Annotated in this window: 11 protein-coding genes and 1 pseudogene; 2 read left to right on the top strand and 10 right to left on the bottom strand. The window is 66.2% G+C overall.

Going from position 1 to position 13,805, the window contains the following annotated elements; genetic code table 11:
• Window positions 1–196: 196 nt before the first annotated feature.
• A complete protein-coding gene (locus LK06_RS16610) occupies window positions 197–1,069 on the bottom strand; it encodes a DUF2797 domain-containing protein (protein WP_071659305.1) in 873 nt (290 codons plus the stop codon).
• Window positions 1,070–1,161: 92 nt separating this feature from the next.
• A complete protein-coding gene (locus LK06_RS16605; protein WP_234367423.1) occupies window positions 1,162–2,115 on the bottom strand; it encodes a DUF4396 domain-containing protein in 954 nt (317 codons plus the stop codon).
• Between the two features lie 618 nt (window positions 2,116–2,733).
• Here LK06_RS16605 and LK06_RS16600 point away from each other — a divergent pair.
• Complete coding sequence (locus LK06_RS16600; protein WP_159025185.1) at window positions 2,734–4,677, top strand: ATP-binding SpoIIE family protein phosphatase; 1,944 nt, start codon at window positions 2,734–2,736, stop codon at window positions 4,675–4,677.
• A gap of 128 nt (window positions 4,678–4,805) precedes the next feature.
• Here the strand turns inward: LK06_RS16600 and LK06_RS16595 are convergent, their stop codons facing one another.
• The 7 genes from LK06_RS16595 to LK06_RS16565 form a co-directional block, all read right to left on the bottom strand.
• On the bottom strand, window positions 4,806–5,102 hold the full coding sequence (locus tag LK06_RS16595) for a DUF3303 family protein (protein ID WP_039655195.1): 297 nt from the start codon (window positions 5,100–5,102) through the stop codon (window positions 4,806–4,808).
• A 345-nt stretch (window positions 5,103–5,447) separates the two neighbouring features.
• A complete protein-coding gene (locus tag LK06_RS16590; RefSeq protein ID WP_052319052.1) occupies window positions 5,448–7,739 on the bottom strand; it encodes a tetratricopeptide repeat protein in 2,292 nt (763 codons plus the stop codon).
• Entirely contained in the window at window positions 7,736–8,161 is a 426-nt protein-coding gene (locus LK06_RS16585; RefSeq protein WP_043407167.1) for a hypothetical protein, read from the bottom strand. The genes LK06_RS16590 and LK06_RS16585 overlap by 4 nt, the downstream gene beginning before the upstream one ends.
• A 607-nt stretch (window positions 8,162–8,768) precedes the next feature.
• On the bottom strand, window positions 8,769–9,443 hold the full coding sequence (locus LK06_RS16580) for a hypothetical protein (RefSeq protein ID WP_086083366.1): 675 nt from the start codon (window positions 9,441–9,443) through the stop codon (window positions 8,769–8,771).
• 224 nt (window positions 9,444–9,667) lie between these two features.
• Window positions 9,668–10,045 (bottom strand): hypothetical protein, encoded by a 378-nt coding sequence (locus LK06_RS16575; RefSeq protein ID WP_234367422.1) that lies wholly within the window; start codon window positions 10,043–10,045, stop codon window positions 9,668–9,670.
• Window positions 10,046–10,251: 206 nt separating this feature from the next.
• Window positions 10,252–10,542, bottom strand: coding sequence for a hypothetical protein (locus LK06_RS16570; protein WP_234367421.1), 291 nt, complete (start codon window positions 10,540–10,542; stop codon window positions 10,252–10,254).
• A gap of 262 nt (window positions 10,543–10,804) precedes the next feature.
• The gene (locus LK06_RS16565) at window positions 10,805–11,197 is read right to left on the bottom strand and encodes a hypothetical protein (RefSeq protein ID WP_234367420.1); all 393 of its coding nucleotides are present in this window, start codon (window positions 11,195–11,197) and stop codon (window positions 10,805–10,807) included.
• Between the two features lie 779 nt (window positions 11,198–11,976).
• Between LK06_RS16565 and LK06_RS16560 the strand changes: the two genes are divergently transcribed.
• Window positions 11,977–12,429: a hypothetical protein gene (locus tag LK06_RS16560; protein ID WP_039655199.1), complete on the top strand. Its 453-nt coding sequence runs from the start codon at window positions 11,977–11,979 to the stop codon at window positions 12,427–12,429.
• 691 nt (window positions 12,430–13,120) lie between these two features.
• Here the strand turns inward: LK06_RS16560 and LK06_RS16555 are convergent.
• Window positions 13,121–13,372 (bottom strand): annotated as a pseudogene (locus LK06_RS16555) (transposase); the annotation flags it as partial.
• Window positions 13,373–13,805 lie beyond the last annotated feature (433 nt).

The raw sequence follows: 13,805 nt of genomic DNA, 5'->3' as shown, positions 1-13,805 counted from the left end.
GACGGTGCGGCGGAGACGGCAGCGGGAAGATGACCCTGGCGACGGCGGCGGCAGTTCCGCGCGCACCCAGGACTGCTGGTCCGCGACCGGTCGTGGAGGCTGTTCAGCCACCGGTTGCGGCGCCGACGTCGGCGGGCATCCGCCCCACCGGCCTCGCCCAACGGCACGCGCATGCGGTCCGGCGTCTTGCCGCGGCTCAGAACAACCCGTCCGGGATCCTCCTGAACTCCCGTACGGGGACGGCACGTAGTCCTGCTTCCACGGCCGACGGCACCAGTTCCCAGCCGGTCATCAGCCGGGTGTCCAGGACGACGCCCCCTCGTCCGTGCACCGCCAGGTGCAGGTCGGGCCCGGCGACCGCTGCCAGCTCACCGCTCACCGCGCCACCCGGGACCAGCTCCACGACCTCTCCGGAGGGCCGGGGAGCTTCGTCGAGACCGAACACCCCCATGAGATCAGTGACTTGGCACGGTTCCGGCCGCAGGGACTCCGGCCACCCCTTGAGCGCGACGGCCCGTGCGTGCAGCTCCCGCACCTCGACGGCACGCTCCGCCGCCGTCTTGGGCAGTACCGACCGCACCGCCCGCTTCTCGGCGTACGGAATCCGGTCCGGCACCTGGAGGGCGGCCCGCAGCAACTCCTCGGTACGCCGGGCGGCCATCAGCGGCCCGGTACCGAGCCGGCTGAAACACACGGCCCCCTGTTCCAGCAACCGGGCGTCGGCCCGCTCGACCGCGGTGATCCCGACCTTGACCATGCCGGGCCCGAACCACGCCAGATACACCCGGTACGGCCGTGGATCACCGGCCAGTGCGTCCGCGGCCACGGAGTGTGCCCGGTCCAGCCGGGCACACTCCCCGCACCGAGCCCCCGGGCTCCGCCCCGATACTGCGGCCCCCACCGGGCAGGCGTGTCCCCGTGCCCCCACGCACCTGCGCCCACTCCCCTCCGGCACCGCGAAGGCGATCCTCTTGCCCCGGGGCAGCGCACTGCACCGCCCACCGGCCCACACCAGCACGGGTCCGTCAGGCGACCAGCGCAGTCCCGAACACGTCCACACCTGTGCCATCACTGGTGAGGGTAAGTGCTGGGTCCGACAAGGGCGGCGCCGAGGAGGCCAGCAGCCCGGTGCCAGGCCCTGGGGGGATACCGCTGCCGGCGTCAGCCGAGCTGTCCGAAGATCGCGGCCAGGAGCACTCCGGCAGCGAGGAAGACGACGGTCAGTGTCGCCATGGCGGCCTTCTGCTCCGCGGTCACCTCGGTCTGCGGCATGGCCATGGGGCTGCCGGCGGAGGCGGTCGTGGACATGGCGGCCTTCTGCTCTGTGGCCGCCCCGGTCCGCGACGCGGTCGGTCCGCTGCCGGCGGAGGCGTTCGTGGCCATGACCCCGTGGACCGCGTCGCCGCCCTTTCCCAGCACCCGCACCGTCCCCATCCCGTGCTTCAAGTGGTTGGCCACCAGCCAGACGTTGACGGGATAGCTGAAGGCGAGGCCGGCCAGGACGGCGAGGGAGAAGGTGGCCCAGAAGCTGACATCGGCGACGTCGGCGGTGCGCGGCACATGGCTCCGGATGATCACGAGCACAGCCACCATGGCGCCCATCACGCAGTTCATCGACAGCCACTCTGCGAGCACGGTGGAACGCACGGCCCGGAGATAGCTGCCGCCGAGCATGTCACGCATGAACAACGCCTGGAAGATGAGCAGCCCGAAACCGAAACCCACGAGGTACTCGACCAGGCTGTCACCCCAGGGCGGAAGACCGATCAGCGAGGCGGCCACTGCCGCGATCACGATGCCGGTGGCATCACCGGCCACACAGTGGATGGTGGACCCGAAAGCCTGTTTCCACAGTGGTGTCACAAACCGTTCGTGGGTGCCCGGCCTGGGTTCCTTGCACGAGAGCACGTAGAGCGCGGCGCCGATGGGGCCGATGTAGGCGGTCACCAGCACCCAGCCCCACTTCATCACGGTGAGTTCGGGATTCTTGGTGAACGCGTCGTACGCGACATAGGCGGTGGACAGGGCGACCAGGAAGAACCAGAAATACATCAGCGCGTCAGCCGTGGAACCGCTGACACCGTCGGCCACGAACATGTATGCCTTGCCCCTCACCCGTCCACACGATGTCTGAAATATCATTCTTCGCAATGAATCATGATGCTCCAGGAGTGCATCCGAGGCCGCCCGACGCACCCCACCGCGGCTTCGGGGTGGAGGTTCTCACCCCAGTGGACGCGACGGATCCGGCCGGGACCGAGTGCGACGACGCAGGATGGCCGGTCACGGGTGACCGGCCACAGCAAATCCTCGCATGCTACCCCAAAAGGGGAGAGTATGGACGATATGAAAGAGGCGTCTGCGTCCAGGACCCGCGAGAGGGGCCGTCCGAGGACCCCGACCCCAGGCCACGCCGACCACGGGGGCGAGCGGACCGCCGACTCCCCTGGCGTGCCGAACATCAGCAAGCGGGACAGGGTGCTCTCCGCCGTACTGCAGTTGGCCGTGAAGGATCTGGACGCGAGTACCGGAATAGCATATGTACCGGCAGACGATGGAGAGACTCTGGCAGCCGTCGTGGCCGTGGGGCACCCCGTGTCGATGTTCACAACCATCGAGCGCATATCGATCCATGACACCAGGTACACGGCGGCCATCGCATATCGCACGCGGAAGCAATCCGTCGCCTCTTTCCCGGACGTTCTTGCCGGCCCCGCTCGAATCGACGCCATCATGCCATTTCCCTTCACAGTCGCGTCGACGCCATTGGTCGCCGCCCAGCACCTGTACGGTGTCCTGACCGTCATCTGGGTGCCGCCGCTCGGGCCGAAGGAGATCTCGTCCCGGGAAAGGGAATACATCACCAGCCGCGCCAAGGAGCTGGTCGGCGAACTGGAAGACCTGGACGATGAGCAATTGCAGTCGACGCCCGCCGGCGCACCCGCTTTCTTCCTCCTCCCGGACATGGTGACGGACTCCGCCTCGCATTCCGTTTCCACGCCCGGTGGGGACAGGCCCGTCGACGGCGCAACGACGGCAGGATATTCAGGTACCGCCTTCCTCTACCAGATCTACAAGCTCGCATTCGCGCTGACGGCAACCATGCGCCTCAACGACATCGTGGACATCGTTGCCGCACGCATCATGAAACCGTTCGGAGCCCAGAGAATGGCCATCTGCGCCGTCGACAACGACCGGCCGCGGATCCTCGGCTACTCCGGCTACCCGCAAGGCGTCAACCATTTCGACACGAGAGATCCGTGGAGCCCGGACAGTGGCACCGTACGATTTTTCACCCTGGGCGATCCGGAATTCCTCGAAACCGCGGAGGAGGTGGCGCAAGCAGGACTCGGACCACTGACCGACGGCAGGGGAGCCTGCGCGTTGCTGCCGTTGACGAGTGCCGGCCATCGGGAAGGCACCCTGGTCCTGTCGTTCAGCGCCCCACACCGCTTCCTTTCCGAGGAGCGGGCCGCGCTGGTCGCCATGGCCGGCCTGCTCGGCCAGGCCCTCGGGCGAACGCGGCAGTTCGAAGCTGAACACGCCCTGGTCCGCGGGCTCCAGCAAGAGCTACTCCCGCACACACTGCCCCACATGAGAGAACTGGACACGGTCGCTCGCTATGTGCCTGCAGCAGCGGGCATCGAGGTGGGAGGGGACTGGTACGACGTGCTGACCCTCGCCGACGGCAACGTCGGACTGGTGATCGGTGACGTGGAGGGCCACAGTCCCGCCGCCGCGACGACCATGGGCCAGATCCGGAGCGTGGTACGGGCTTACGCCGCGGAGGGGCACCGGCCTGCCGACCTGCTGGGACGGACCAACCGGCTGCTCACCGAGCTGGGTACGGCCCACTTCGCCACCTGCTGCTGCTTGTGGCTCGACCTGCGAGTCGGTACCGCCGAACTGGCGTGCGCCGGACACCCCCTACCGCTGCTGAGCACTCCGGGTGGTGGGATCGCGGCACCGGACGTCACCGTGGGCCTCCCCCTGGGCGTCGCAACGGAGGAGGTCTACCGGCAGACGGAGATTCCGCTCCCGGCAGGGTCGGTCCTGGCCCTGTACACGGATGGGCTCGTGCAATCCCGGACCGTGGATCCGGGCACAGGGACACGGATGCTCTGCGATGCGCTGTCCCAGGCCCACGGCCAGCGCCTTGAGGACCTGGCCGACCGGCTGATGGACGTCGCGGGTGAAGCCGAGGAGCACGAAGACGACATCGCCCTGCTTCTCGTCCGCTTCCACGGTGCACCCGCCGACACGCTCCGCCGCGTCAGCCGCATGTTCGTCCAGCGACACGACCTGCAGGGTGTCGGCCAAGTGCGCCGTTTCCTAGAGGAACAGTTGCGCCGCTGGGGCCGGGACGAGATGTGCTACGACGTCAAGCTCATGACGACCGAACTCGTCACCAACGCCCTCCTCCACGCCGACAGCGACGTGGACGTGAGGCTGTTGGAGTCCCCGAACCACATCAGGGTGGAGGTGCGGGACTCCGACCCGCGGCCACCCGTGCCCGCTCCCATCACTGTCTCCGGCACGGGCGATGCCGACACCGAGCACGGCCGAGGCCTGATCATCGTGGAGACCCTGGCCTCCGCATGGGGCAACTCACCCAGCGGACGGGGAAAGTCCGTGTGGTTCGAAACGGCTGCCGCGAGCACCACGCCGTCGCGCTGACAGCCTGCACGGGTGATGCCGGGGACAGCCCATGCCCCTCAGTCGGTCTGCCGGCACCCGCGACGACGTTCGCTCAGGGCGCCGACGGGCAGAGCGCCATCGGCGTCCCAAGCAAGGACATCGCTGCCTCAGCCGGAGGTGTATGCCTGTAGACCGGCGTGGACATCGTCGAAGTTCATCACCGGGGTGAACTCGATCTTGGCGCCAAGCTCCTGGAAGAGCGGCTCCGCGATGGTCGGGATCCGGGTCATCTCCTGAAGCTCGAAGACGATGAACCCCGTGCGCATCCCGTCCTTGGTCCCGAAGTACACCGCCTCCGCGTTCAGCGGTTCCACGACCGATTGCAGGATCGCGGCCAGCTTCTGGTCCTTGATCGCCTTGTTCGCCTTGTCGGTGTCCATCTGAACAGTCAGCAGTACCCTCATAAGCACTCCACCTCGATACCTGGGCAGTGGTCTCGCGGATGCGTTCCGCATCCACGGCATGCAGCGGTACGTCAAGGTTCGTCGCGCCTGTGCAAGCCCGCATCCGCACAAGACCAAAAGAGTCGGGCGGCGCATCTGCTCCACGGTGTGCGGCGATGGTGGACGGGCTGACCTTCGCCGCGGGGGGGAGGGGCGTTTCTGGTCGCGTTGACGTCAGCTGTACGTGTCAGCGGTCGATGTCAGAAGGCCCCGGGAATTCACCGGATCCCAAGGGGCTTCTGAACTGCGCGCACTCGGCAGGAGTCGAACCTGCAACCTTCTGATCCGTAGCTCTGTGGAGTTCGGTCAACCAGAGCCGAAGAGGCTGCCATTCGGCCCCTCAGGGCGGTTGTCGGTCGTAGTCGACTGCTGCGGTTGCAGGGCGGCAGCAAGGTTGTTGCGGCTGGCCAGGGTGTCGGGGTGGGCATCGCCCAGGACCTGCTCACGAAGGGCGAGGGTGACCTCCAGCAGGGGGATGGCCCGCCCCAGGTCCCCCACCGCGTAGTAAGCGTGGGCGAGGTTGTTGCGGCTGGCCAGGGTGTCGGGGTGGGCATCGCCCAAGACCTGCTCGCACTGGGCGAGAGTGGCCTCGTACAGAGGGATAGCCCGCCCCAGGTCCCCCACCGCGTAGAAGGCACCGGCGAGATTGTTGCGGCTCAACAAGGTATCGGGGTGGGCATCGCCCAAGACCTGCTCGCACTGGGCGAGAGTGGCCTCGTACAGAGGGATAGCCCGCCCCAGGTCCCCCACCGCGTAGAAGGCACCGGCGAGATTGTTGCGGCTCAACAAGGTATCGGGGTGGGCATCGCCCAAGACCTGCTCACGAAGGGCGAGGGTGACCTCCAGCAGGGGGATGGCCCGCCCCAGGTCCCCCACCGCGTAGTAAGCGTGGGCGAGGTTGTTGCGGCTCAACAAGGTGCTCGGGTGGATGACGCCCAGGACCTGCTTACGCTGGGCGAGGGTGGCCTCGTACAGAGGGATGGCCCGCCCCAGGTCCCCCGCCGATTCGTAGGCGCCGGCGAGGTTGTTGCGGCTGGCCAGGGTGGAGGGGTGGGTCTCGCCCAGGACCTGCTCGTACTGGGCGAGGGTGGCCTCGTACAGAGGGATGGCCCGCCCCAGGTCCCCCGCTGCTTGGTAGGCGTGGGCGAGGTTGTTGCGGCTGGCCAGGGTGGAGGGGTGGGTCTCGCCCAGGACCTGCTCGTACTGGGCGAGGGTGGCCTCGTACAGAGGGATGGTGCGGGCGGTGTGGCCTTGGCGGTGGAGGCGGTTGGCAGTGGTGGTGTACGCGTCGGTGAGGGAGGCGTTGTGGTGTCCGGGTGGAGCTGTGGCGGCGAGGGTGACGAGGTGCGGGGTGAGGGTGTCCCACTGGCTGTCAGGGGGACTGTCCTGGCCTGGGGGCGGGGTGAGGCTGTGGAGGACTGCTTGTTCGGCGCTGTCGCGTCCTCGGAGGTGCCGGGGTCGCTGCGGGGTGTCGCTGGTTCGGGGCGCGCGGAGGACGGTTTGGACCAGGCGGTGGATGCTGAGGGTGGTGTCGGTGGTGGTGATCATGCTGTAGGCGGCCAGGGTGCCGAGGGCTTCCGCGATGTCGTCCGGGTCGGTGCCGGGCGGGGTGAGCAGGGTGTGGGGGATGTCGTCGGGGGCGAGCCAGGCGGCGGTGTGCAGCACCTGGACGGCCAGCGGATCGGCTTGCTCCAGGACGTGGAGGGTGACGTTCCAGACGCGGGCGAGGGTGCGTTCGGCGTCCAGGCCGTGGGCGGTCCTGTCGAGTTTGCTGCCCAGACGCCGGCGATAGGCGTCGAGGCTGATGCCACGGTTCTGGGCGAGGTAGGCGCCGGCCTGCTTGATCGCCAGCGGAAGGTGTCCCAGGTCAGCGGCCAGCGCATCGGCAGCGGCCCGCTGACGCGCAGTGGGGGTGGCGTCCTTGAAGACGAGACGGCACAACAGGGTGGTGGCGTCGTCCGGGCGGAGGGTGCCCAGGGCCAGGGTGGGGGCGGTGTCGGGCCAGCCGAGGGCGCGGCGGCTGGTGGCCAGGTGGTGCCCCTGGTGCAGTGCCCCGGTATAGGGGCCGATGTCGTCGGGGTCCTCGACGTTGTCGTAGATGAGCAGCCAGCCCGGATGCCAGGCCAGCCACTGCCGCGCCCACGCCACCTGCGCTCCGCGCCCGGCCGTTGCGGCCCAGCCGGGAACCAGAGTCTGGGTCAGGCCGGCCAGGGATGACTCGATCTCGTCGGGAGAAGCGGCGTTGATCCACCAGATCAGCGTGTAGTCGCCACGGTGACAGTGGGCGTAGTGCAGGGCGAGCGTGCTCTTGCCGATCCCACCCAGCCCGTGCACGGTCCCGCTCTGCGTGATCGCCCCCTCACACTGACCGGCCAGGGCGCGCCGCAGCCAAGCCAGTTCGTCCTGACGCCCCAGGCACAGGGGCGACGGCGGCAGGTTCGACGTACCCGGCGCCGCAGCGACGGTCTCCGCCGCCTGCAACACCTCAGCCGGCAGCACAACATCACCCGTGAAGGCGTTGCCGATGTGCTGGGCGGCGATCGAGCGATCCCCCCTCGCCTCGATCCGCGGCCCGGCCGCGGCCCCGTCCGTGCTCACGACCGCGGCAGGGTGTGACCGTCACCAGAGATAGCGGTCCCGATCTGCTGCGCGGCGATCGACCGCTCGCCAGAAGCCGTGACGCTGACCGCGCCTGCGGCCGGGGCAGGCAACAGGGCCGACAGTTCCTCCCGCAGCACGGGATCCTCCTGCAACGCACGCCTCAGCAACCGGCCCAGCACAGCCGCGGAGTAGACATCGTCCCGCTCGTCGACAGCCTCACCCACCACCCGCTCCAACTCCGTCCGGCCCGCCTCGTCCCCGCGCCGCCAGAGCAGTTGCAGGATCCGCTGCCCCAGACCGACCGTCGCCTCGGCAGCAGCATCCTGCGCCCGGGTCAGCACGGCCGCCCCGTACGCGCCCACCGCGGCTGTCACCGCCGGGCCCGCCTGCCCGACCAACTGCACGATCTCAGCACCCACTTGATCCCCCCGACCTACATGGCTCCGAAAGAACACCAGAGTAGAAACACCACCCGCCTTGAAGCCAAAACACCCGAACCACCCACGACGGTTCCCCGCCATGCTCCAGGCGCCTCCCCCTGACGCCATCAGCCTGGGAAGCTCGGGCCTCTGGCGGCAGTTGCTGTGCCGTCCTGCAGCGGAACGCCCGGGTCAGGGGGGCGGGCTCGCGGGTGAGGGCGGCTGGCCGTGCGGCTGAACCCGAGAGACGCGGCCGAACGTGTTCACTGCGGCCCTCCTGACCTCGCCAAAAGCAAGCAGTACGACCGAACCCGCCCCGCCTGCTCCGACGAGCCGCATATGGCCCATCAGGCCCTCTCGTCACCGTGGCAATGCGAGGGCCCCAACGAGTTATTCTCCGGGTCGTCGAGGAGTTGGCCTGGCAGATCGCCGAAGCCCTGGCGAGGCCGGTTCCTTACTTCCGCACGTGACGACAACGTCGGCGGACGCAGCGACTCATCGAGACCACGGCGACCCACACCCCGAAGCACCGCGGCCGTCATGGGCCAACCGGACCGAACTCCTACTGCAACTAACGGCCCGGAGGGCCACTGACCGGAAAGAGCCCTCAATCCGTTTCCCTACGATAACACTGGGGAGATTTACCAGAGGAGTGGAACTTGGGTAGATCATCGCGGAAAAAGAAGATCCGCCGTTGCGCTGCACCGCGAATTTCATTAGCGGCACCCTTTGAAATGATCAAGCAGAAATTCTCAATCAAAGGACTATGGTTCTCCGATCGACTCAACCGAAGCGATCCCTCGTACTGACCCGGTTGAAAGGTCCAATTGTCCGCCCAGAATGCGAGTGTGGGCTGCTGAGGTTTGTCCTGACTGACAACAAACGGTGCAGGGTCGCTGGTCCAGCGATAATTGACCTCATCTGAGGAGAAATCGTATACGTACGTTCCGGTTTCATGCCAGTAGAAGATCGGCTTCTTTAGAGATGAAATCGAGCCGACCGGAGTCAGCTGCAGATGCGCATCGCGAATTACCTCGACATCCTGAGTCTTGAACCTGGTGGACACCGTCGGCTGAATCTGGAAAACGACTCCGTTGTCTACCGGTCCGGTGCGCAACAGATGAGGAAGTGTCACATCGATTTTTGGCTTCTTTTGAAGTTCGGCGAAATTGTAAATCGAGAAAGCGAGCGCAACAACGGCAGCTAGAGTGGCGGACCACTTGTGCACACTCTCAAAACTCATTCTTCGAGAACCCGTTGCCCCCTCATCTGTGCCGTTCACACCTCCATTCTCTACTGAGCTCAGGGCCATTGCTCTGTTGCGTTACTCCGTCTGGCCCAGTGCAGTAATCCCGGGGTTTATGCGTTCTCAGTGGCGAGATGAGTCGAACGCCTGTGGAGCGACGCTGTTTGCGGTTCGCCCGGTTGGCAGACCTGAAGTTTCCCCGTGGTGCGGTCCTGGACACTCTTCTTCTACGCTGCGAGTGCTTGGTCGTTCTGGAGCCGCTAGCGTGTCTCGTTGGCTTGAAGCGGCCCGCGACCCGTGGATCGTTGCCGTTCCAGCACGCCCAGAATCTGCTGATAGTCCAGCGCCAGAACCGTCACCGGCAAACCTTCCTGCCAGGGCGGCACGGTCGAGCCCCGCACCGGCGCAAGCGACGGCGCCGCTTCCTCCTCCGCCTCAGCCGTGGTCACGGCAGTGGACTCGGCCGCAGAGACGGCCAGGGCCTCGAGTAGTTCCTCCCATGCGATCACCCGCCGGTCCAGCTCGATCTCCGCGGCCTCCAGCACCTCAGCCAACCGCGCAACTTCCTCCCGCAACCCCTCCACCCGCACGCGGACAGCCGCCTCTCGCTCCTCCAGCATTCCCAGCACCGACGCCACCGCGCACCCCTCGACCATGAAGCCGACACAAGACGTCGCGATCCCTCCCTCAACCCGAGCAAAACCATGCCTGACCAGCAGAAATCAAGGGATCACGTTCGGTTGAGATACGGCTTCTCACCGTGGTTCCCCGCTGTTCCCCGCTCGATCTGGTGCGGTTGTGGTGCGCTGGCATCCCAGCGCAATGGGTCGGGCCACCTGGACTCTTAGCGCATGATTTCGTGGATTGCGGCCACGATGTTGAACACCGCCGGCAAGACGAAGATGCCTCCGACGCCGATCCATACGCACCCCGCGGTTCGGTAGCCGCGGCTACGCGGCGGCGGTTGGATCAGCCGATCGCCCGCTCTCACCGTCTCGTTCGGAGCGACCAGGCTGCGCCCGGTGCGGCGTTGCCTCCGTCCCAGCCATATGAAGACGACCGCTGCCATCGCCGTGAAGGCGGCCAGCTGGAGATGTTGACTCGGTGAATCAGCGCCAGCAAGCGTCACGGCCATGCACGACACAAGACTTCTCCCCAAAGGATCACCGTGGGTGGATCACCTCACGACGGTTCAACCATGTCAAGCGAGTTGGGGCGCTTGCACGTTGCTCTCCACACGCTTTCCAACTGTGGGGGTGGTCCCGGGGGCCTCGGATGGGGGCGTTCACCTGCGTTCATGGGCGTTCGGCCGTGGGAGCGGCTACCGGCTTCGGTCTCGCTTGAACGGCCGTGAACGGTGCTGAATGAGACGGAAACTGAGACGGCTACGCGCGCCCCTACGGGCACGACAGGTCGTGGGGCAGGTCGCAGTCGTCATCGCGCACGTGCAGCCGGCGGAGGTCTTGGACCAGTGCGACGGGGTAGGGATGCATTGCCCACTTGGCGAGATAGCCGGCCTCGTCGTGCTCCTTGAGCACAGTGTGGGCCGCAGTCAAAACAGCGTGAGCGAACGTGGGACGCGGATGGGCCGACTGCCACATCACCGTGCCGTCGGAGTCCGGAAGGTCGGGGCTGACCGCGATGTCGGGGAACTCATAGATGGTCACGTTGATCACGTCATTCGTTTCGCGGAGCACCCAGCGAAGCTCTTGGGGCTCGGCGTCGAAGAAGAATCGGGCTGAACGCCGCTGCCCAAAGAGCTCGCCCGTGCCTGCTACGAGGTCTGCCAACGCGTCAGTGCAGTAACTGGCGATCACCGATGCCGCCTGAGAGCCATCAGCTAGGTGGCATCGTGCCCAACCGTGGCCCACCAGTTCCCACTTCAGCTGAAGGGCTCCCTCTGCCTCCTGAGTTCTCGACACGGGCCCAGGCTATCGGCAGCGATTGCCCATGGGTTTGGGAGGTTTGGATGCTGCGCCGACCTGCGGCGGACGGTGTTGGAGTACTGGCAGCACCGGGGCCAACCCCCGCTGTTCCCCGTGGTTCCCCGCACGATCTGGCACGCATTTGGCACAGCTTCCCGGGTGACGCTGGCTGACGCCAGGGCGTTGTCAGCGGCGAGCGCTGGCCTCTGGCGCGGTGGGCCGGATCGATGTCCCGTTGAGGGCACGGCGGTGATGAGGACGGGAAGTGAACGGTCCCGTTGGCCTCGGGGCTCCAGCCGTGTCAGCGCACTGTAACCCTCCCACAGCTTCTTGGTGGCGGAACCTCTTCGTCCCGAAGCAACTTGAGTAGGCACTCGCCCTTGGGCTGCTGTGCCGCTCACCTGCTGGGACGGTCCGCAGGCGTCCGCGCATGTCCGCAGCTGTCCGTCGGGTCACACAGGTGGACACGCAGCGCTCCTCGATGCGAACTACGGGCACGACGGTCGTTGCGGTTGCTGCACTTCGCTGCTGTACTGCAGGATCTCGGAGGGGTGGCTATGGAACGGCACTTGTTGAACACGGAGTTGAACGGGAGCGGCTGAATTCAGCCCACTTCATTACTGCTGTCCAAGGAGGACTTCTCGATGTGGGCCAGCATTATTGCCGTGGTCGGCACACTGCTTGGGGGAACTCTGACCGGATTGCTTCAGATCAAGAGCGCGCGCATCACTCAGAGCGCTGCCCGTGCTGACCAGCGGGAAGAGGCGCTGCGCAGGGCTCTGGGTGAATTGGTGGCCGCCCTAGGCGACCATCGGCGGGCCATGTGGCATCGCGAAGTCCTGCGCCTGAACGGTGCAACCGAGGAAGCCGTAGAGGCAGCCCGCACGGTCTCCCGTGCCACCCGCTCGGCTGTAACCGGCCCATTGGTCGCGGTATCCGTCCTTGAACGATCTCTTGCTGGTCCAGCTCGTCAGGCCGCCCTGGCCGCGTTCAACCTGCGGGACGCCACCGACCACACCACCCTGGCTGCCCACCGCGAGGCCGCCATCGCAGCGACTGACGAACTGGTCGCCGCAGCCAGCCGTGCCATGGCGTGAGATGGCGTCCCTTCTCGTGGTGTAGCCGATCAAGGTGGTGGAATCCCCAGGGCGTGGCCCGAACTTCCTTCGTCGGAGGTGCTCTATTGGGGCTCACCGAGCCGGAGCCGGTGGCGATCGCCAGGCGGCCCGCAGCGGCATGTACCGGACGGCTCCGAAGCGGAGCCGACGGACCGTGATCGGCTACCCACGACGAGGGACACAACCTGGCGTGACGTCCCGGACAGCCAGGTAACCCACGGCATCAAGCGATTCAAGTGACAGGTCGATCACGGGGTATCGCCGATGTCGCACGGGCCTTGCTGCGTCCTGCTCGGTCGTCTGCCGACATTCGGTACCCGCCGCTGTTGATGTCGGACAAGGAAGATCACTTAGGGGATGTTGAGGAGATCAACTCCGGCAGTGAGGGTGCGGTGAGGCCGTAGGCAACCTGTAGCCAGAGTGGTAGACGCCAGGGCGAGGAAGGCCCCGGACTCTCGCTGACCTGGGAGTTCCGGGACCTTAGCCCTGATCAACCTGGCGCCCCGGCAGGATTCGAACCTGCAACCTTCTGATCCGTAGGATCGGGCAGCTCGTTGGGCAGGGGCGCCGCCTTCCTCCGGGCTGATCGCTGGCGTTCGTGATCCCTGGCCTCTGTGTGCCATCGTTGCCGTCAGAGGGCGTTTGAAATAGGCGGATCGCCCTTTACGCCCTAGTAGGTTCCTCGCCAGGTGGGGGTGGTCGCGTCCGTTATGGGCTTGGTGAGGTTGTCGATCGAAGCGATGTGGATCATGACTTCGGAGCTGGCGGTGAGGGTCTCGTAGTCGCGGGCCAGACGGCGGTGCATCATGATCCAGCCGATACTCCGCTCGACCACCCAGCGCCTTTTCACGACGTGAAACCCACGGGTATTCGGGTTTCTGTTGACGACTTCGACATCGATTCCGAGGCGGGCACCGTGCTGGCGGTCAACGTCGGCTCGATCAGGGCCCATCGGGCGTCGGACAGGTCGCTGGGGTACGGCTTGCGCTCGCTCACGGCGTAGCGTGATCACGAGTGAGCCGGAGGGATCGGTTCCGCTGCCCATCAGGCGATTCCGTGGCATCGTCAAACCAGACGGACTTCCAGGTATAGAAGCGAACGAGACGGATGGCCAAGCCTCCGCCCTGGAGAAGGCCATTCGGCGCCTATAGGATGAAAGCCCTCAGAGCAGGGCAGGGACCAGAATCGCATATAGGGCCTAACCTGCATAAACGCCCTCTCAGAGGGCGTTTACATAGTTCTATTCTGGTAAATGGCTTTTATCACTGTCATGATTTGCGCTGCTTTAGCCAATATGTGGACTTCGTCGCCTCATGCTGTACAGGCCCCGCCGTCCGTTTCGCTCGCTTCTGCCA

Source organism: Streptomyces pluripotens (genome assembly GCF_000802245.2).
Lineage (GTDB): Bacteria > Actinomycetota > Actinomycetes > Streptomycetales > Streptomycetaceae > Streptomyces > Streptomyces pluripotens.
Note: the sequence above shows the minus strand (reverse complement) of the source record. Positions and strands in the feature narration are given on the sequence as shown.